Source organism: Halomonas daqiaonensis, from assembly GCF_900109725.1.
Classification (GTDB): Bacteria; Pseudomonadota; Gammaproteobacteria; order Pseudomonadales; family Halomonadaceae; genus Halomonas; species Halomonas daqiaonensis.
This window is the reverse complement of the sequence record NZ_FOBC01000001.1, coordinates 278,704-298,956: the sequence shown is the minus strand read 5'-3', so window position 1 is coordinate 298,956 and position 20,253 is coordinate 278,704. Positions and strand designations below refer to the sequence as shown.

General features: G+C 63.7%; 17 protein-coding genes. 10 read left to right on the top strand and 7 right to left on the bottom strand.

Annotated features, from left to right (window positions below):
* Positions 1-1,683: calcium-binding protein (locus tag BMY30_RS18260; RefSeq protein ID WP_139195445.1), on the top strand; the 1,683-nt coding region annotated here is incomplete at its 5' end.
* An 89-nt stretch (positions 1,684-1,772) separates the two neighbouring features.
* Positions 1,773-2,111 carry a tryptophan synthase subunit beta like protein gene (locus BMY30_RS01380; RefSeq protein ID WP_089709850.1) on the top strand — a complete coding sequence of 113 codons (339 nt, stop codon included), beginning with the start codon at positions 1,773-1,775 and terminating at the stop codon, positions 2,109-2,111.
* An 82-nt stretch (positions 2,112-2,193) separates the two neighbouring features.
* Here BMY30_RS01380 and BMY30_RS01375 read toward each other — a convergent pair whose 3' ends face one another.
* The 4 genes from BMY30_RS01375 to BMY30_RS01360 form a co-directional block, all read right to left on the bottom strand.
* The gene (locus tag BMY30_RS01375) at positions 2,194-4,110 is read right to left on the bottom strand and encodes an EAL domain-containing protein (RefSeq protein WP_089709849.1); all 1,917 of its coding nucleotides are present in this window, start codon (positions 4,108-4,110) and stop codon (positions 2,194-2,196) included.
* 33 nt (positions 4,111-4,143) lie between these two features.
* Complete coding sequence (locus BMY30_RS01370; RefSeq protein ID WP_089709848.1) at positions 4,144-4,851, bottom strand: transglutaminase-like cysteine peptidase; 708 nt, start codon at positions 4,849-4,851, stop codon at positions 4,144-4,146.
* A gap of 141 nt (positions 4,852-4,992) precedes the next feature.
* Positions 4,993-6,159: a 1-acyl-sn-glycerol-3-phosphate acyltransferase gene (locus tag BMY30_RS01365; protein ID WP_089709847.1), complete on the bottom strand. Its 1,167-nt coding sequence runs from the start codon at positions 6,157-6,159 to the stop codon at positions 4,993-4,995.
* A 26-nt stretch (positions 6,160-6,185) separates the two neighbouring features.
* Positions 6,186-7,118, bottom strand: a complete 933-nt coding sequence (locus tag BMY30_RS01360) for a recombination-associated protein RdgC (RefSeq protein WP_089709846.1) — start codon at positions 7,116-7,118, stop codon at positions 6,186-6,188.
* 381 nt (positions 7,119-7,499) lie between these two features.
* Between BMY30_RS01360 and gyrA the strand changes: the two genes are divergently transcribed.
* From gyrA to BMY30_RS01320, 8 genes are all read left to right on the top strand, one after another.
* Entirely contained in the window at positions 7,500-10,226 is a 2,727-nt protein-coding gene (gene gyrA / locus BMY30_RS01355) for a DNA gyrase subunit A (protein WP_089709845.1), read from the top strand.
* A gap of 15 nt (positions 10,227-10,241) precedes the next feature.
* Positions 10,242-11,345, top strand: coding sequence for a 3-phosphoserine/phosphohydroxythreonine transaminase (gene serC, locus BMY30_RS01350; protein ID WP_089709844.1), 1,104 nt, complete (start codon positions 10,242-10,244; stop codon positions 11,343-11,345).
* A gap of 3 nt (positions 11,346-11,348) precedes the next feature.
* Positions 11,349-12,440 (top strand): prephenate dehydratase, encoded by a 1,092-nt coding sequence (pheA, locus tag BMY30_RS01345; RefSeq protein WP_089709843.1) that lies wholly within the window; start codon positions 11,349-11,351, stop codon positions 12,438-12,440.
* Between the two features lie 2 nt (positions 12,441-12,442).
* Positions 12,443-14,701, top strand: coding sequence for a bifunctional prephenate dehydrogenase/3-phosphoshikimate 1-carboxyvinyltransferase (locus BMY30_RS01340; protein ID WP_089709842.1), 2,259 nt, complete (start codon positions 12,443-12,445; stop codon positions 14,699-14,701).
* Positions 14,698-15,387 (top strand): (d)CMP kinase, encoded by a 690-nt coding sequence (gene cmk / locus BMY30_RS01335; RefSeq protein ID WP_089709841.1) that lies wholly within the window; start codon positions 14,698-14,700, stop codon positions 15,385-15,387. The genes BMY30_RS01340 and cmk overlap by 4 nt, the downstream gene beginning before the upstream one ends.
* 194 nt (positions 15,388-15,581) lie before the next feature.
* On the top strand, positions 15,582-17,258 hold the full coding sequence (gene rpsA, locus BMY30_RS01330; protein WP_089709840.1) for a 30S ribosomal protein S1: 1,677 nt from the start codon (positions 15,582-15,584) through the stop codon (positions 17,256-17,258).
* A 323-nt stretch (positions 17,259-17,581) separates the two neighbouring features.
* The gene (locus BMY30_RS01325; RefSeq protein WP_089709839.1) at positions 17,582-17,968 is read left to right on the top strand and encodes a histone-like nucleoid-structuring protein, MvaT/MvaU family; all 387 of its coding nucleotides are present in this window, start codon (positions 17,582-17,584) and stop codon (positions 17,966-17,968) included.
* Positions 17,969-18,116: 148 nt separating this feature from the next.
* Positions 18,117-18,404, top strand: coding sequence for a hypothetical protein (locus BMY30_RS01320; RefSeq protein ID WP_089709838.1), 288 nt, complete (start codon positions 18,117-18,119; stop codon positions 18,402-18,404).
* 46 nt (positions 18,405-18,450) lie between these two features.
* Here the strand turns inward: BMY30_RS01320 and BMY30_RS01315 are convergent, their stop codons facing one another.
* The 3 genes from BMY30_RS01315 to coaE are packed head-to-tail and all read right to left on the bottom strand — an operon-like array spanning position 18,451 to position 20,212.
* Positions 18,451-19,326, bottom strand: a complete 876-nt coding sequence (locus BMY30_RS01315; protein ID WP_089709837.1) for a DNA replication terminus site-binding protein — start codon at positions 19,324-19,326, stop codon at positions 18,451-18,453.
* Positions 19,323-19,556 carry a DNA gyrase inhibitor YacG gene (gene yacG, locus BMY30_RS01310; protein ID WP_089709836.1) on the bottom strand — a complete coding sequence of 78 codons (234 nt, stop codon included), beginning with the start codon at positions 19,554-19,556 and terminating at the stop codon, positions 19,323-19,325. The genes BMY30_RS01315 and yacG overlap by 4 nt, the downstream gene beginning before the upstream one ends.
* Positions 19,557-19,597: 41 nt before the next feature.
* A complete protein-coding gene (gene coaE, locus BMY30_RS01305) occupies positions 19,598-20,212 on the bottom strand; it encodes a dephospho-CoA kinase (protein ID WP_089709835.1) in 615 nt (204 codons plus the stop codon).
* Positions 20,213-20,253 lie beyond the last annotated feature (41 nt).

Below are 20,253 nucleotides of genomic sequence, written 5' to 3'. Positions count from 1 at the left end.
AGCTTTGACGTATCGGCCAGTGACGGGATCAAGACCGTCACCGTGGGCGGTACCGATTTCACATTGGCCGATCTGCAAGGCTTTAGCCAAGGCTTCCCCTCCGGTGTGATCGATACCGGAGAAGGTGAGTTGCGGCTGACCGGCTACAGCGGTACGGCGACCAGCGGTACGATCAGCTACACCTATACGCTGAAGGCAGCCCAGGATCACCAGCAGCCGGGCAACGATGAGACGTTGCAGGACAGTGTCAGCGTCACGGTGGCGGGTATTGGCGGCAGTGCTGATACGGCCAATCTGACCATCAATATCCTGGATGACGAGCCAACCTTCACCAATATCATGAATGCGATCATTGCCAATGAGAGCGGCACGAAGGTAACAGGGCTCCATGATCTTGCACTGGGCGCCGACGGGCTGGGGACGATTTCCGTGGCCGATCCGACCAATGGTGCGCTTGATGGTGTGGTTACTTATACCACCACCACTAACGCCGACAGTTCGGTAACCAAGCTCGCGCAGATAACCAAGCAGATCGATGGTGAGGCAGTCACGGAAGATTTCTTCACTCTTACTGTCAACATCGACGGTACCTATGATTTCACGTTGCATGAGGCGCGCCCGTCTATCCCCCAGACCGTAGACTTCTCGAGCGTGCAGGGAGGTGCGGCCGTTAACGATTTGACGATCGGTGATGTTGTCTTTAGTGCCGTTGATACCGATGCAAATGACAGTATTGATAAACAGGAGAAGATCAAGCCAACAAGCGCCGGTTTCGGTGTTGATAATGGCAATGTGGATGCGGGTGAGCAGTTCATCATCAGTTTTATCAATGGGGCTTCGCCTGACATCGTCAGTTTCTTTATCAAGCAGCAAAGTTCCACAGATTTTGTGATGAGCTGGGTGACCGATAGCGGTGACTATGGGGAAATCGATCCTCTAAGCCAGAATGGTTGGGTCAGCATCAATCCGACGCAGGATTTCAATACCATTATCTTCACTATCGTCCAAGGAAGCGGCAAGATCGAAGGTGTCGAATATACCGAGCTCTTGCTGCCTGATGATACAGTCTTCGACTTTGATATTTATGGTACAGATGCCGATGGAGATCCCTCACCCACACAGACGTTGAACGTCACCCTTCTTGGCGCTGAGTCTTCCGATGCTCAAATCAACGGTACCGTTGACGACGACGTTATCGCTGGCACATCCGATAACGATATTTTGGTTGGTGATGACGGCGACGATATCTTCTATGGCGGTGCTGGTGACGACGAGCTCACCGGCGGCTTAGGCGCCGACACCTTCGCTTGGAACTTCGGTGATGAAGGCACCTCTTCTGATGCTGCCGAGGACACCGTCACGGACTTCACGGAGATCAGTGATACCGACAATGGCAAGTTCGGCTTCACGGACGAGCCGAACGCCGATCGCTTGGATCTCGCTGATCTGCTGCAGGGTGAAGACGAAGCTAGCATAGGCGACTACATCTTTGCCAAAGAGGATGGCAGCGATATTGTCTTGCATGTCAGCTCTGATGGAACTTTGGGTATCGACGGCGCTAATGCAGACCAGATGATCACCCTGGAAGGTAAGTCGTTCACCGATTTCGGCGCTAACCCCGGCGATAGTGCTGACCTGCTCCAGCAGATGCTCGACAGCGGCCAGCTGAATATCGACCAGTAACCACCTGAGGTCGACTCAACCTCGCCCCGCCCGGTTACCCGTGCGGGGCTTTTTGCTAAGCTGCCAGTACTAGTATTCGGAGGGACCCCATGTACATCAAACGCGACGACGATGGCCGCATCGAGCTGGTCAGCCGGGAGGAGACGCCGGAGTGTAAGGAGTACCTGGCAGCGGATTCTCCGGAGCTGCTGACCTTTCTGATGGAATTTGAGTCGGCGCCGGGATCGGCGCGTTTCCAGGCGTCGGATCTGGCCTTCGTGCGGGTGCTGGAGGACGTGATCGAGCTGCTGATGGACAAGGGGGTGATCAGCTTCACCGAGTTGCCGGAGGCGGCCCAGCAGAAGGTGATGGAGCGCCAGACGCTACGTCGGCGGCTGAACGGGCTGGATCTTGTCGCCGGCGAGGACGAGGGAAGCGGGGTGATCTAGTCGGGGTCTTTCTGCGAATCCAAGAATCAGACGTTACAAGGGCCAGTGATCTTCCAGGTCACTGGCCCTTGGCGTGTTCAGCCTATTGTGTTGGCTTGTCGTGCTGACGAATTCCCGGGCCGGTTGCGCCATCCAGGCCCAGCTCGAAGAGCATCCGGGCCTCTGCGAGGTTCTCGGTCCCTTCGCCGATGGCGAGAATGCCCAGCGAATGGCAGAGCGTTGCCATGCCGCGCAGGATGGTCTGTTGCTCGGCGCTCTGGTCGATGCCCTTGACCAGCGAGCCGTCGATCTTGAGATAGGCAAGACCCAGATCCTGCAGATCGGCGATCCGGGTGAATTCGGCGCCGACATGCTCCAGGCCGAGCTTGCAGCCCAGCGGTTGCAGCACGCGACACAGGCTGCGGAAGCTGGCCAGATCATGGATCGCCATGGATTCCGGGATCTCCAGCCAGAGCCGTTCGGCAACGTCGGGCCGTGCCTTGAGCCGGGCCTGGAGTTCGATGACGAAGCGGGCATCCTGGATCGAGGCGGCCGAGAGGTTGATGCCCAGTGGCTTGCCGCGCTGGGTCATGTCGCGCACGGCTTCATCGATCACCGCCAGGTCGAGCTGGCTGTCGAGTTCGAGCCGTGAGATCCAGGGCATGAAGACGCCGGCGGGCTGCCACTCGCTGTTCAGCCGCAACCGCGAGGGGCTCTCGAAATGCAGTAACTCCCCCTTCTCATTGAGTACCGGATAGTGCGCCAGGTAGATGCCCTTGGCCATTGCCCCCCGAAGGGCGCTGCGCCATTCATCGTGGCTGTTGAACAGGCTGCGGCGCTGGGAACCCTGGGCGATGACCAGGCTTTGATTGCCACGAGTCTCGGCGGTAGACAGGGCGCCGTCCAGGCTGGCCAGTAGTTCGTTCACCCGGTTCCCCTGGGCGTAATCGACCAGTGCCGCGGGCAAACCGATAGACACTTGGCGGTGTTCTCTCAGGGCGGCGAGGCGCTTGCCGAGTTCATGACGTAGCTGTTCCAGGTCATGAGCGTCGGGTAGCAGCAGACCGAAGTCGCTGCCGTTGAGGCGGCCCACGACCCCACCGCCGAGGACCTTGCCGAACTGGTCCAGGCCAGTGGCCAGCTCATTCAGCAGGGCATCGGTGTCGCGATGACCGAGTCGCTCGTTGACCTCTGCCAGGCGAGCGAGGCGCACCAGGGCGAGCGTGCCGCTGGCCCGGGAGTCCTGGCTCTCCAGGTGGATCTGGAGTTGGGAGAGGAAGGCTTCGCGCTTGAGTACGCCGGTCACATTGTCGTGCTGCAGTCGTCGGCGCAGGAGGTCGAGTTTCTGACTCTCCTCTCCCAGCATGTCCCGCACCGCGGCGGAGAGCTGGTTCATGGCCATCACGACTTCGCGCAGCTCGCGCGTGCGTGGGGCAGGAATGGTCGTGAAGCGTCGATCACCGATGTGCAGGGCCTGTTCAACGACGTTGCTCAGCGGGCGGCGGATGGTTCGCACGATCCACCAGGCCAGCAACAGGCTGATGGCGCCGGCCAGGGCGAACCAGCCGACCAGTTCCAGGCTGCTGCGCCACAGCGACCGGTAAGCGAAGCTGTGCTGGCTCTCGAGGGTGAGGGTGCCGAACTGTCGCCAGCCGTCCTGGACGACGGCCTGTCCCGGCGGAACCTCGAAGCGCACTAGATCGACGAACCAGGCCGGCACATCATCGATGGCCTCGCCAGCGCGACGCTGCTCGATGATTTCGCCCGCTGGGTCGCGCAGCACTATCCGCCGGTAGTGGCCGGTATCGAACTGGGCGGCTATCAGCAGCTCGAGGGTCACCGGGTCCTTGGGCATCTGACTCATGGTCAGCGCCAGGGCGTTGGCATTGTCGGCATTCTTGATGCTGACTTCCTGCTCGATGTAGGCCCGGCTGGTGCTGACCCCGATGAAGAGGCTGCCACCGAAGGCGAGCAGCAGCAGTATGCCGATGGTCAGCCAGAGCTGCTTGATAAGCGACATGTCGTTGTTCTCCCCACGGGCATGGCACCCGAATCAGATGAATCCCTGCTCCTGCATGCGATCGATGGCGCGTCGCCAGCGCGAGAGGCGTGCCACCGGGTCGGCACGCGACTGAGTCGAGCCACCGGCCCAGAGGCCACTGCTGTTGAAGCTGAAAAGCGGGTCCAGGTCGTCGCGAAGTGAGCCGCGGGTGATCGAGGGTTGCAGGTTGTCGAGCACCAGCGGGTCTGACGCAGGCGTTTCGTAGTAGCCCAGCACCATGTGGGCTTGGGTGATGCCGCTGCGGCCGATGCGCGCCTTGACGTAGATCATTCGCAACTCATCGCCGGGCACTCCCAGTTCCTTGAGAGTGATGTACTTGGCAATGGAGTAGTCCTCGCAGTCCCCCTGGCCACGGCCCAGGGTCTCCAGCGGCGTGGCCCAGTAGTCTTCCTGGCCCCAGATGTCGATGTCGTCGAGCCAGCGGATGCGCCGGTTGAAGAAGTCGTTGACCTCGCGCAGGCGGGTCTCCAGGCCGGCAGGCCGCAGTCGTTCCAGCAGCGCAAACCATGCCTCGAGGCTAGCCAGCCCACTCGCGCCATACTGGGCCTGCATGCTGCGGCGCAGGCGCTCTGGAGAGAGGTTGGCCCCGACGCTGGCAGGACCCAGCCCCAGGCCGATAGCCAGGCCCAGGCCGCCGAGCCCCGCCAGGAATCGGCGGCGCCCGGGCGAGTCGAGTGTCCGGAGGTGGGGCAACGACATGGAGCAGGCCTGTATGCGTATTGGCTCAAGTCTAAGGTGCGTGGCCCCCTAATGCGAGAGACTGAGAGCGATGATGTCGAGGGGGTCGCCTCTCGCCAGCTCATGACCTGCGCTCATGCCGGACGTCTCATGCCTCGTTTCTCAACGGCAGCGCCCGGCCTTGTTGAGCACCGGGTTGGCATACTGGGCCAGCCAGCAGTCGCGCAGTTCGTCGGGCACTTCCTGCAGGCGCGCCTGGAAGCGGACACGGTCGGCATCGCTGACCTCGCTCAGGTCGAGCAGTTCCGGGGCCTCGCCCAGGGCTTCCAGGGCCAGGAAGTGGCTGGGGAAGAGGTGGTAGCCGGCGAGCACCTGGCGGTCGATCTCGGCGGCCGCGGCATCGGCGTCGTCGACCTCCGCGGTGAGCGGGGTGCCGAAGGTGAGCTGAACCCGTCCCTTGTGGCCGGTGATGCCGGCGACGATGGAGCTGATGTCCTCGAACTCGCTCTTCTCGTAGTTGCCGCTGGTCTGCATGGCATGCAGTTCCCTGGCCTTCTGCAGGTCGCAGGGGTCGTACTCGTAGCTGATCGATACCGGCGCCAGACGCAGTTCGGCAATGGCCTCGCCGAGGCTCGTGTCGCGCGACTTTCCGCGCCGGGCCATGGTCATCATCTTGATGATCGCCGGGTCGGTGCGGTCGATACCGTTCTTGGCCCGTCCTTCGCGCTGGGCCATCCAGATGGAGTGGTTGTCCTCGAGGATGGAGTGGCGAATATAGGCGGAGAGATTCTGGTAGGCGGCCAGCATGGCCCGCTTGCCACGGGCGCTACGCGGCACGATGAAGCTCTTGTTGAGGCGCATCAGATCGTTGACATAGGGCTTCTTGAGCAGGTTGTCACCGATGGCGATGCGCACGGTGTCACGTCCGGCCAGGTAGAGGGCGTAGTTGACGAAGGCCGGGTCCAGCGAGATGTCGCGATGGTTGCCGATGAACAAGTACGCGGTGTCCGGATCCAGCGAATCGAGACCCTCGACCCGGAAGGTATCGGTGGAGGTCCGGATCATGCGCTCCATGTAGCTGGCAATGCGCATCTGGAAGTCATTCACTCCCGTCACGCCGCGAACCTCGCGACGAATGGCGACGCTGGCCAGGAGGCGCGATAGACGCGGTACGAAGCGGCTGAGCCGCGGCAGTCGATAGCGGGTCAGGGCATTGAGCAGCTCGGGATCATGGGCCAGGCGTTCGAGGACCTCGGCCACTTCATCGTCCTGGTAGGGACGGATCTCGGCCCAGGGATCGGCTGCGGGAGTATCGTGAGTCTCGGTCATGGGCTCCAGGCTGTGGTCGGAAACGATCAGGCGCTGCGGGCGTCACCGGCGCTGCCGGCCTCGCCACCCAGCCACTCGATCAGGCGCTCGATATTCTCGGCCAGCGCCTGGGTCATCAGGATGAAATCGGTCTCCAGGCGCACTAGGGAATCATCGCCGTCGTCGGCCTGGGAGGCCTCGTCGATCAGGGCATCGTCGAAACGCAGCGACTTGATCGCCAGATCGTCATGTAGCACGAAGCTTAGCCGGCCTTCGATCGACAGTGCCAGTTTACTGGCCTGGCGCCCGCTCTCCAGCAACTGCTGGATCTCGTCGCTGTCGAGGTCGACCTGGCGGGCACGCAGTACACCGTCGTCGCCCTTGGCCTTGAGTTCCACCTGATCGCCGAGCACCAGGTCGGCCGGGCGCGAGCCCGGGTCGCCGAGCCAGGTGGTCATGGCTCGCATGGGCAGCGTCTGGCTTGCCAGCGGGGTCACCTTGAGGCTACCCAGGGTCTCGCGCAGCAGGTCGAGGAGTTCCTCGGCGCGCTTGCGGGAGCTGGCATTGACGGCAATCAGCTGGCGGCTGCTGTCCCACCAGAGGTCGACCTTCTGGCTGCGCACGAAGGCGCGGGGCAGGAGCTCCTCGTAGACCTCCTCCTTGATCGCCAGCTTCTCCTTGCGGCGCAGCTTGCGGCCCTCGCTAGTCTCGATGGACTCGCTGCGCTCCTCCACCTCCTCGCGGACCACCGAGGCGGGCAGGATGCGCTCCTGGCGCAGGGCGGTCATCAGGCGCTGGCCCTGCAGCTCATGCAACAGCTGCGTCCCGGCTCGGCCGGCCGGCGCGGCCCAGCCCAGGCGACGTGCCTCGCTGCCCCCCAGGGGGCGGAAAGCCTGCTCGCCCAGGGCGGTTTCCAGGCTGGCGGCATCCAGCTCAGGGGCGTCGTGCAGGCGGTAGAGATGCAAGTGCTTGAACCACATGGAGCATTTCCCGAGAGAAAAGGGACACATTATGGCCAAAGGGGGGCGTCGGGGCCAGCGCCGAAATCACCTTCGCAGGACTATCGCAGATGGAAGTAACGCTCGAGGCTGTTCCGGCGACAGGCCCCGAAGTGTCGGACCATCGGGGAGGCGCTGTGACCCCCTCCCTGGGCGCTACCGATGCCATCCCTGGCATAGGACCTCCCCTTTGACCTGTCCCCGGCGCCTCTCCCTTCGGGTAACTGCGATTGCCCTGCCGTAGCCCCTTGCACAGCTCCCTTTGCACCCTTCGGGATGGTATGATGCCAGGCTGATATTGCGCGCCATGTTCACGGCCGCGTGACGCGCCAACCTGTTGCAGTGCAAAGGATTCGACGACCCATGGGTGACATCGCCAGAGAGATTCTGCCAGTCAACATCGAGGACGAGCTCAAGCAGTCGTACCTCGATTACGCGATGAGCGTGATCATCGGCCGTGCGTTGCCCGACGTGCGCGATGGCTTGAAGCCGGTGCATCGGCGTGTGCTGTTCGCCATGCACGAACTCGGCAACGATTGGAACAAGCCGTACAAGAAGTCCGCCCGCGTGGTGGGCGATGTCATCGGTAAGTATCACCCCCATGGTGACAGCGCCGTCTATGACACCATCGTGCGCATGGCCCAGGATTTCTCGATGCGCCACGTGCTGGTCGACGGCCAGGGCAACTTCGGCTCCATCGATGGCGACAGTGCCGCCGCCATGCGTTACACCGAGGTACGCATGGCCAAGCTTGCCCATGAGCTGTTGGCCGATCTGGAAAAGGACACCGTCGACTGGGTCGACAACTACGACGGTACCGAGCGCATTCCCGATGTGTTGCCTACCAAGGTTCCCAACCTGCTGATCAATGGCTCCTCGGGTATTGCCGTGGGCATGGCGACCAACATTCCGCCGCACAATATGGGCGAGATCATCAGCGCCTGCCTGGCGCTGATCGACGACTACACCCTGACCGTCGATGACCTGATGGAGCACGTGCCCGGCCCGGACTTCCCCACCGCCGGCATCATCAACGGGCGCGCCGGCATCCTCGAGGCCTACCGCACCGGCCGCGGGCGCATCTATGTGCGGGCCTGCCACACCATCGAGCATGACGACAAGACAGGCCGCGACCACATCATCGTCAACGAGCTTCCCTACCAGGTGAACAAGGCGCGGTTGATCGAGAAGATCGCCGAACTGGTCAAGGAGAAGAAGATCGAGGGCATCGCCGAGCTGCGCGACGAGTCAGACAAGGACGGCCTGCGGGTGGTGATCGAGGTCAAGCGCGGCGAGTCCGGCGAGGTGGTGGTCAACAACCTCTTCGCCCAGACTCAGCTGCAGACCGTCTTCGGCATCAACATGGTGGCCATCGAGGACGGCCAGCCGAAGATCATGAACCTCAAGGAGATCCTCGAGGCCTTCATTCGCCATCGCCGCGAGGTGGTGACCCGTCGCACCCTGTTCGAGCTCAAGAAGGCCCGCGAGCGCGGTCATATCCTCGAGGGCCTGGCCGTTGCCATCTCCAACATCGACGAGGTGATCGAGCTGATCAAGGCCTCGCCGAACGCCTCCGAGGCCAAGGAGAAGCTGCTAGCAAAGTCCTGGCAGCCGGGGCAGGTCACCGGCATGCTCGAGCGTGCCGGGGCCACCTCCTGCAAGCCGGAGGACCTGGAGGAGGGCTTCGGTCTCAGCCAGACCGGCAGCGAGTACCGCCTGTCGCCGGCCCAGGCTCAGGCCATCCTCGAACTGCGCCTGCACCGCCTGACCGGCCTCGAGACCGAGAAGCTGCTCGACGAGTACCTCTCGATCCTCGAGAAGATCGCCGAGCTCACCGCCATCCTGGCCTCCGCCGAACGGCTGCTCGAGGTGATCCGCGAAGAGCTGAACGCCGTGCGCGACCAGTTCAGCAACCCGCGCAAGACCGAGATCCAGGCCAGCCATCTGGACCTGCGCCTCGAGGACCTGATCGCCGAGGAGGACATGGTGGTCACCGTGTCGCGCACCGGCTACGCCAAGACGCAGCCGCTCTCCGACTACCAGGCCCAGCGCCGCGGCGGGCGCGGCAAGTCAGCCACGGCCATGAAGGACGAGGACGTCATCGAGCACCTGCTGGTGGCCTCGACCCACGACACCGTGTTGCTGTTCTCCAATCGCGGCAAGGTCTACTGGCTCAAGGTCTACGAGATGCCCGTCGCCAGCCGTGGCTCGCGGGGCAAGCCGCTGGTCAACCTGCTTCCGCTGGACGAGGGCGAGGCGATCAACGCCATCCTGCCGGTACACGACTACCACGCCGAGAACTACATCTTCTTCGCCACCGCGCGAGGCACCGTCAAGCGCACCAGCCTTGAGCAGTTCTCGCGGCCGCGTAGCGTCGGCCTGATCGCCATCGACCTGGATGAAGGCGACCGCCTGGTGGGGGCCGCCATCACTGGCGGCAGCGACCACGTCATGCTGCTCTCGTCCAACGGCAAGGCGATCCGCTTCGAGGAATCCGACGTGCGCGCCATGGGTCGCACCGCCCGTGGCGTGCGCGGCATGCGGCTGCTCGGGGATGCCGAGGTGATCAGCCTGATCATCCCGCAGAGCCAGCAGATCGACGACGAGGCTGATGTCGAGACCGAGACGGAGGAGGGCGCGAGCATCGAGAACGGCAACGGCGGCCAGATCTATATCCTCACCGCCAGCGAGAACGGCTACGGCAAGCGCTCTCGCCTCGAGGAGTTTCCGTTGCGCGGGCGTGGCGGTCAGGGCGTGATTGCCATGCAGACCAGTGATCGCAACGGTGCCCTGGTGGCGGCCATGCAGGTCTACGCCACCGACGAGATGATGCTGATCACCGATCGCGGCACCCTGGTGCGTACCCGGGTCGAAGAGGTCTCGATCACCTCGCGCAACACCCAGGGCGTGATGCTGATCCGCCAGGGCAACGACGAGAAGCTGGTCAAGACCGTGCGAATCGATGAGCCCGAGGACACCATCCAAGAGGATGTCGAGGAGACCGACCACGAGACCGGCGTTGCGTCACCCGACGACGGGGCGCCTGCGGCCGGTGCGGAAGATGCCGGCGGTGAGCCAGACCAGCAATAAGGACACGCAACGCTGATGACACGTCACTACAATTTCTGTGCCGGTCCGGCCGCGCTGCCCACGACCGTGCTGGAGCGAGCTCGGGACGAACTGCTGGACTACCACGGCAGCGGCGTCTCGGTGATGGAAATGAGCCATCGCGGCGAGGCGTTCGTCTCTATCGCCGAGCGGGCCGAGGCCGACCTGCGTGAGCTGCTGGCCATTCCCGACAACTACCGGGTGCTCTTCACCCAGGGCGGGGCCAGCCTGCAGTTTGCTGCATTGCCCTATAACCTGCTGGGGGCCGGCGGCCGCGCCAATTTCCTCCACACCGGTATCTGGGGCAAGAAGGCGATCAGTGAGGCGCGCCACCTGTTCGGCGATGTCCATGTGGCCGCCAGTAGCGAGGAGAACGGGCACAGTGCCGTGCCGCGCCAGGAGGACATCGTTCTCTCCGAAGATGCCGCTTACTTGCACTACACCGCGAACGAGACCATCGGCGGGCTCGAGTTCGACTACATTCCTGAAGCCATTCGGCCGGACGGCACACCGGTGCCGCTGGTCTGCGACATGTCCTCGACGATTCTTTCGGGGCCGCTGGATGTCTCCAGGTTCGGCGTGATCTACGCCGGTGCCCAGAAGAACATCGGGCCCGCTGGCTTGGTGATGGTGATCGTGCGCGATGACCTACTGGACCAGGCCCGTGACGACATGCCGACGCTGTTCAGCTACAAGGCGCTCAGCGAGGCGGGCTCGATGGTCAACACTCCGGCGACCTACAGCTGGTACCTGGCGGGACTGGTCTTCAACTGGCTGAAGGGCGGCATCGGCGGGCTGACGGCCATGGATGCCATCAACAGCCGCAAGGCTGCCCGGCTCTATGCGGCCATCGACGACAGCGCTCTCTACGCCAACCCGATCACGCTGCGCAATCGCTCGCGGATGAACGTGCCTTTCGTGCTCGCCGACCCGCGACTGGATAGCCTCTTCCTGGAAGAGGCCGAGGCAGCGGGGCTACTCAACCTCAAGGGGCACCGCAGCGTGGGGGGAATGCGGGCCAGCCTTTACAACGCCGTGCCCGAAGCCGCCGTCGCGGCTTTGATCGACTTCATGGCCGACTTCGAGAAACGCAGGGGATAATCCATGACCGAGCCTACCGTCAGCCTCGAGGCGCTCCGCCAGCGCATCGACACCCTGGACAACGACATCCTGCGCCTGATCAGCGAGCGGGCAGCCTGTGCCCAGCAGGTCGCCGAGATCAAGGCCGACCATGAACCCGGTTCGGTCTTCTACCGGCCCGAGCGCGAGGCCCAGGTGCTGCGTCGCATCATGGAGCTTAACCCGGGGCCCCTGGACGGCGAGGAGATGGCGCGGCTGTTCCGCGAGATCATGTCGGCCTGCCTGGCTCTGGAGCAGCCGGTCAAGGTCGCCTATCTGGGACCGGAGGGCACCTTCACCCAGCAGGCCACCATCAAGCACTTCGGCGAGAGTGCAATCAGCCTGCCGATGGCCGCCATCGACGAAGTATTCCGCGAGGTGGAGGCCAGCGCCGTCAACTACGGCGTGGTGCCGGTCGAGAACTCCACCGAGGGGGTGATCAACCACACCCTGGATTCCTTCATGGATTCCTCGATGCGCATCTGCGGGGAGGTGGTGCTGCGCATTCACCATCACCTGCTGGTGGCCGACACGACCCGTCGCGACAAGGTCTCGCGTATCTATTCTCACCCACAGTCCTTCGCCCAGTGCCGCAAGTGGCTCGATGCCCACTTCCCCCAGGCCGAGCGGGTCCCGGTCTCCTCCAACGCCGAGGCCGCCCGCCTGGTCAAGACCGAGTGGCACAGCGCGGCCATCGCCGGCGACATGGCCGCCAAGCTCTACGGCTTGACTCGGCTGGCCGAGAAGATCGAGGACCGTCCGGACAATTCCACCCGCTTCCTGATCATCGGCAACCAGGACGTGCCCATTTCCGGCGAGGACAAGACCTCGCTGGTGGTCGCGATGCGCAACCAGCCGGGGGCCCTGCACGACCTGCTCGAGCCCTTCCATCGCCACCAGATCGATATGACACGCCTCGAGACCCGCCCGTCGCGCACCGGCGTGTGGAACTATGTCTTCTTCATCGACTTCAAGGGGCATCGCGAGGAGCCGCGTGTCGCGGCCATGCTCGAGGAGGTCCAGCTGCGCGCCGCCGAGGTGAAGGTGCTCGGCTCCTACCCGGTGGGCGTTCTCTAAGCATGGCAGTAGGGCTTCGCGAGTCACGTATCCTGATCGTCGGCCTGGGGTTGATCGGCGGCTCTCTCGCCGCCGCCCTGCGCGCCAATGGGTTTCGGGGCCCCATCCTCTCTTGCGACCCCGACGCCGACGAGATCGCCCGAGGTATCGAGATGGGCCTGATCGACCGCGGCGACACGCGTCTCGAATCGGTGGTCGAGGGCGCGACCCTGGTGGTGCTGGCGGTCCCGGTGCTGGCCATGGAGTCGGTGATGGCTCAGCTGGCCGGGGTAATCGACCGCGCCGCGCCCGATGTCGTCATCACGGATGTGGGCAGCACCAAGGCGGCGATTCGCGAGGCGGCCCTGGCTGCCTTCGGTCGCATGCCGGCCAACCTGGTGCTCGGCCATCCCATCGCCGGTTCGGAGAAAAGCGGTGTCGCGGCCGCCGATGCCGGGCTCTACGCTCGCCACAAGGTGATCCTCACCCCTGAAGCGGATACCGATCCTGACGCGACGGCCAGGGTGCGTGCGCTCTGGGCGGCCACCGGCGCCGAAGTGCTCGAGATGGACGTCGCCCGCCACGACCAAGTGTTGGCGCGCACCAGCCACCTGCCGCACCTGCTGGCCTTCTCGCTGGTGGATACCCTGGCGCGTCAGGACGAGCGCCTGGAGATCTTTCGCTATGCCGCCGGCGGGTTTCGCGACTTCACCCGTATCGCCGGCAGCGACCCGGTGATGTGGCGCGATATCTTCATCGCCAACCGCGATGCCGTGCTCGCTTCGCTGGATGACTTCGAGGCCGGGGTAGCCCGCTTGCGCCGCGCGGTGGAGTGCGGCGACGGCGATGCCATGCTGGCCACCTTCGATCGGGCCAGTCACGCCCGACACTATTTCGAATCCCTGCTCAACCAGACCAGTTATCAGGCGGAGTACCAGATGCAACAACACGGCAAGCTGCGCTATCGGGTCAGCCCCGGCGGTGGCGTCACCGGGCGGATCCGCGTGCCCGGCGACAAGTCGATCTCCCACCGTTCCATCATGCTCGGTGCACTGGCCGAGGGCGTCACCGAGGTGAAGGGTTTTCTTGAGGGCGAGGACAGCCTGGCCACCCTGCAGGCGTTCCGTGAGATGGGGGTGGCCATCGAGGGTCCACAGCAGGGCCGGGTCTCTGTCCACGGCGTGGGCATGCACGGGCTCAAGGCGCCCTCCGGTCCGCTCTACGTGGGCAATGCCGGCACCGCCATGCGCCTCTTCGCCGGGCTGCTCGCCGGTCAGGCCTTCGATACCGAGTTGACCGGCGATGCCTCGCTGACCCGGCGCCCCATGGGCCGCGTGGCCGATCCCTTGCGCCAGATGGGCGCCGAGATCGACACCGCCGAGGGCGGGCGTCCGCCGCTGCATATTCATGGCGGCAAGGCGCTCGAGGGCATCAGCTACGACATGCCCATGGCCAGTGCACAGGTGAAGTCCTGCCTGTTGTTGGCCGGCCTCTATGCGCAGGGCGAGACGCGGGTACGCGAGCCTGCGCCGACCCGTGACCATACCGAACGCATGCTGACCGGCTTCGGCTATCGCGTCCACCGCGAGGGAGATACCTGCTGGCTCGAGGGCGGTGGCAAGCTCACCGCAGCCCCTATCGACGTACCCAGCGATATCTCGTCTGCTACCTTCTTCCTGGTGGCGGCGGCCATCACCCCGGGGTCGGACCTGATTCTCGAGCATGTCGGCATCAACCCGACCCGCATCGGCGTGATCAATATCCTCCAGTTGATGGGCGCCGACCTGCGCCTGGAGAACGAGCACGAGGTGGGTGGCGAACCGGTGGCCGACCTGCACATCCGTTACGCGCCGCTGAAGGGCATCGAGATTCCCGTGGATCAAGTGCCGCTGGCCATCGACGAGTTCCCGGCGCTGTTCATCGCAGCGGCGAACGCTGAGGGCACGACCCGCCTGCGCGGCGCCGGGGAGTTGCGCGTCAAGGAGTCGGACCGTCTGCAGGCCATGGCCGACGGCCTTGGCGTGCTCGGCGTCGAACATAGCCTGCGCGAGGATGGCATCGATATCGTGGGCAGTGGAGGCAAAGGCGTTAGCTATGCCGGCGGCCGGATCGATAGCCTGGGGGATCACCGTATCGCCATGGCCTTCACCATCGCCGCGCTGCGGGCAAGCGAGGAGATCGTCATCGACGACTGTGCCAACGTGGCTACCTCCTTTCCCGGCTTTATCGACCTGGCACGGCGGGTCGGGCTGAGCCTCGAGGAACAACAGGAGGCGTCATGAGTGATTCAGCACCGGTATTGACCATCGATGGCCCAGGCGGGGCGGGCAAGGGCACCATCAGCCGCCTGGTCGCCGAACGCCTGGGTTGGCACCTGCTGGACAGCGGGGCACTCTACCGTCTGACTGCGCTGGCCGCCGTGAAGCATGAGGTGCCCCTGGACGACGAGGCCACCCTGGCCGAGGTGGCGCGCGACCTCGACGTGGTCTTCGTCGCCGAGGAAGACGCCACCATCGTGCTGCTGGAGGGGCAGGATGCCACGACCACGATCCGCACCGAGCAGGTGGGCGATGCGGCCTCGCGCGTCGCCGCCCTTCCCGCGGTGCGTCAGGCCCTGCTGCAGCGTCAGCGAGACTTCCACCAGGCGCCCGGTCTGGTCGCCGATGGCCGTGACATGGGTACTGTGGTATTCACCGATGCGCCGCTCAAGATATTCCTGACGGCGAGCGCCGATGAACGGGCCCACCGCCGTCAGCGTCAGTTGCAGGAAGCCGGGGTCGATGCTAGTCTATCGAGTCTTTTAAAGGAGATTCAGGCGCGCGATGCACGTGACACGCAGCGCAGTGTGGCCCCGCTCAAGCCGGCCGATGATGCCATCACGCTTGACACCACGCGCCTGACGATACCGGAAGTGGTTGATCGGCTGACGGAACTGCTGACCGAACGTGGTCTGGCACCCGCCACCTGACTCTCCCTTGCGGCGCCTCTGGAAGGATGTAATGACGTGGTCCGGCACTTCTTGGTTGTACAAAATTAGCCGTGAGCCGGGCCAGGTCGAACCAGCGCTAACATCCCCGGGGGTTTGGTAAATAAGGCCCGCACTCGCTGGTGGTGCGGAGAAGGCGGTAACGCCGTACTCAACGTTGATCACGTAGGAACATCATGAGCGAAAGCTTTGCTGAGTTGTTTGAACAGTCTCTCCAGGACATCAACATGGAGCCGGGCGCCATTGTGCCGGCTACTATCGTCGACATCGACGGCGACTGGGTCACCGTCAATGCCGGCCTGAAGTCGGAAGGTCAGATACCCGCGTCGCAGTTCCGCGACGATAATGGCGAGCTGACCATCGCCATCGGTGACGAAGTGCATGTCGCCCTGGAAGCCGTCGAGGATGGTTTCGGCGAGACCCGCCTGTCCCGCGAGAAGGCCAAGCGTGCCGAAGCCTGGAAGATCCTGGAAGCGGCTTTCGAGAAGGAAGAGATCGTCAAGGGCGTGATCAACGGCAAGGTCAAGGGTGGTTTCACCGTCGACGTCGATTCCATTCGCGCCTTCCTGCCCGGTTCCCTCGTCGACGTGCGTCCGGTTCGCGATACCACGCACCTCGAGAACAAGGAACTCGACTTCAAGGTCATCAAGCTCGACGCCAAGCGCAACAACGTCGTGGTGTCGCGTCGTGCAGTGCTCGAAGCCGAGAACAGCGCCGAGCGCGAAGCTCTCCTGGCGACACTGCAGGAAGGCCAGCAGATCATGGGTATCGTCAAGAACCTCACCGACTACGGCGCCTTCGTCGACCTGGGTGGCGTCGACGGCCTGCTGCACATCACCGACATGGCCTGGAAGCGCATCAAGCATCCCAGCGAAATCGTGGCCGTGGGCGACGAGATCAACGTCAAGGTGCTCAAGTTCGACCGCGAGCGTAACCGTGTCTCCCTGGGCCTGAAGCAGCTGGGCGAGGATCCGTGGGTCAACATCAAGGATCGTTACCCGGAAGGCACCAAGGTGCGCGCTACCGTCACCAACCTCACTGACTACGGCTGCTTCGCCGAGCTGGAAGAGGGTGTCGAGGGCCTGGTCCACGTCTCCGAGATGGACTGGACCAACAAGAACATCCATCCGTCCAAGGTCGTGCAGGTCGGCGACGATGTGGACGTCATGGTGCTGGACATCGACGAGGAGCGTCGCCGCATCTCCCTGGGTATCAAACAGTGCACCACCAATCCCTGGGAAGACTTCAACGCTCGCTACAACAAGGGTGATCGTGTCACTGGCACCATCAAGTCGATCACCGACTTCGGCATCTTCATCGGCCTTGAAGGCGGTATCGATGGCCTGGTGCACCTCTCCGACATCTCCTGGACCGACACCGGCGAAGAAGCCGTACGTCAGTTCAAGAAAGGCGACGAGGCAGAAGCCGTCATCCTTTCCATCGATCCGGAGCGTGAGCGCATCTCGCTGGGCATCAAGCAACTCGATACCGATCCGGTGTCCGAGTTCCTGGCCGTCAACGACAAGGGCTCTATCGTCACCGGTCGCGTGATCGAGGTCGATGCCAAGGAAGCCCAGGTCGAGTTGGCCACGGATGTCGTCGCCGTACTGAAGGCCTCAGAGATCAGTGCCGACCGCGTCGAGGATGCCCGCAACGTGCTGAGCGAAGGTGACAGCGTCGAGGCCCGTATCATCGGTGTCGATCGCAAGAACCGTCAGATCGCCCTGTCCATCAAGGCCAAGGATCAGGACGATACTCGCCAGAACCTCAAGAAGCTGCGTGAGGAATCTCCCGAGAGTGGTGGTGCGACTACCATCGGGGATCTCATCAAGCAGCAGATGGGTCAGGACTGATAACGGCAGGGACTCTGTCTCTTATCGCTTAGTCTGGCAAGAGCTTGGCAAGACAAGGCGCCGCCCCTCGGGGCGGCGCCTTTGTCATTGTGTGATACTTTTCATGACTCGTGACAAGTCTCGCCGAACATATTGACGCTGTTTAGTGTTGTGGCTTTTTTCCGGGACAATTTATTTTCATGTTTTCAGGGCGACAAGTGTGTCGCTAAACGTCCTGAATGTCGTTAGACGAACTTCGGAACCCTGTGCATACTGTTGCCAAGCAAGTGTTAAAAGGCAATAATGCCGCTGCATTCTGTCATCCCCAAGAAGGAACGATTTATATGTCATCACTGCTCAGCAACTACATGCAGATGGAGCAGCAGCTCAAGCAACTCCAGTCGGAACTGGACAAGCTGCAGAACGACGACCGCCTCAAGGCCGAGCTCGAGTTCAAGGAAAAGCTTGAAGAACTGATGCGCGAGTACAACAAGAGCGCTGCCGACGTCATCGCCCTGATCGATCCCAAGCCGGCCACGGCGACTCGAAGCAGTGCTTCCGCTCCGGCGACCGGCGGTGCTCGCCGCAAGCGCAAGTTGAAGATCTACAAGAACCCCAACACCGGGGAAGTCGTGGAAACCCGCGGCGGTAATCAGAAGACCCTCAAGGCCTGGAAGGACCAACACGGTTCCGACACCGTCGAGTCCTGGCTGGTGCGTGTCGAGGAATGAGCCTCGATACATGAAGGCAAGACGCCGTCCCGAGGGGCGGCGTCGTCGTTCCCGAATATTGACGATGACCTGTTCCTGCCTCCTCTCGCCAAGGTCTTCGTCTCGACACCATTGGAATCCAATGAAATCACCCAATCAGCGACAGCCCATGGACGAACGAGAGAAGTTGCGCAAGTTCCGCGAACTCGATGATGCTTTCTCCGATGCATTGCGCGAACTCGAGCGTCCCGATAGCGCACTCGATATTCCCACCGGCCCACCGGTCCGTTCACTTGAGCGGCTGGAACAGGAGGAACGCGCCGAGCGGCAGGATGAGCAGGCCCGCCAGCGCGCCTTCGAACAGCGCCTCAAGTCCCTGATGACCGAGTATGCCCAGCCGTCGGAGAGCGTCAGCAGGCTGCTGCGGACCCTCGAGTCCCTGGGTCGGATCGCCTGACGAGTTCCTTGCCCGTGCTGTCAGTGCCGGTCACCGATAGCGTACGTCACCTGTAGCGATAGACGCGCAGGCTCGGCAGAAAGGCCGATTCCTCCAGTCGCTCGTCGCGGCGCCGGGCCCGGGTGCGGGTGACGGGTGGGTGAGAGGGGGGCAGGTTGTGGTCGGGTAGTCGGCCGTCGGGGCTGGGTACGAACAGCGGCAGGGCGATGTTCATGGCCCGCCGGCTTCGGCCGTCCTCGAGCGGCTCGCGATAGAAAAGGTTGGCGCGCATCAGTGGTGCCTGGCTCTGCACCTGAGCCAGGGGTTCGCCATCGGGGATGCCGGCCAGTTGGCGTAGCTGGATGCGCACATGGGGCGCTTCGCTGTCCAGGGCTAGCAGCTTCTCTTCAGCCTCGCGAACCGTCAGCCGCTTGATCGATCGCCCACTGGCATACCAGGCCAGGCGCACGCGGGCCACCGGGGCTTCGGCCAGGGGGATCGTTCGCCAGCACTGCTTGAGGTGCAGCCTGGCGAGCCCCTTGCCGCGCAGGTGCTCTTGCAGGGCCGGATGGCGGAAAGGCAGGACCGCCTTGATCTCCGGGATCAGCGACGGGACTTCGTTGCGGATCTCCGCCAGCAGCGCGGAGAAGGCCTGTTTGGTGGCATTCACGCGGGCGACCGCTTCCATCACCGGCTCATCGGCAGCCACCAGGCCTACGTGGCTGCGGGTCGCGCGGCCGTCCTGGCCATCCTGGTACCAGACGTCGAGCAGGGCATGGCGCAGCCAGGCGGCATCGGCAGTCTCGTGCTCGAAGGACCAGGCCGAGGCACCCGAGGCCTGCCAGGTCGCCACCAGGGCGTCGGTCTCCTCCACAAAGTGATCGAAGCGGGCCTCCAGTTCGGCCAGCAGGCGGTATTCCGGGCGCTGCCCGTCGCCACTCACGATGGCTCTCCGTCCCTGTCCGCTTTTGCAAGCAGGGCGTCGAGGTCGGTCTCGTCCATGGCGGGCTCCCCGGCGATGCGGTGTGACTCGTCGGCCCAGGCGCCCAGGTCGAGCAGGCGGCAGCGCTTGCTGCAGAAGGGGCGATAGGGATTGGTTTCGCTCCACAGCACCTTCTTGCGGCACTGCGGGCAGGCGACTTCCAGGGGGCGTGTGGTGTCTTGCGTGTTCATGCGATGTCGTCTTCGGCAGGGTGTCGGGGAAGGATGACGAATCAGGACTCGGGAGGCAAACCGACGGCTTGCCGGTATTGGCGGTCGAGCTCTGCCACCTGCGCAGCCAGGTCTGCCTCATCGGCAGAATTGTCGATCACGTCATCGGCGCGCGCCAGACGCTCCTCCCGTGACATCTGGGCCGCGACGATGGCCCGGGCCTGGGCCTCGTCCACCCCGTCGCGTGCTGCCGTGCGGGCAATCTGGGTGGGCTCGGGGACATCGATGACCAGGCAGCGGTCGACCATCGCGTCCTGGCCGGACTCGAAAAGCAGCGGTGAGACCAGCAGCACATAGGGGGCACCCTGTGCCTGGAGCCGCTCGAGGTGAACCACCAGGCGCTCGCGGATTCGCGGATGAGTGATCCGCTCCAGCTGTTCTCGCGCCTCGGGATCGGCGAAGACGAGCTCGCGCAGCGCTCGGCGGTTCAGGCTGCCGTCGGGCGCGAGGACCTCGCGCCCGAGCTGCTCGGCGATCTCGTCGAGTGCCGGCTCGCCGGGGGCCACGACTTCCCGTGCCACCTCGTCGGCATCCACCCAGGGGATGCCCTGCGATGAGAACGCCCGCGCCACCGTCGACTTGCCCGAGGCGATACCGCCCGTTACGCCGATGATCATCTTGGTCTCCCTCGTGTTTCCGTTGTGCACGGCCGTAGCGA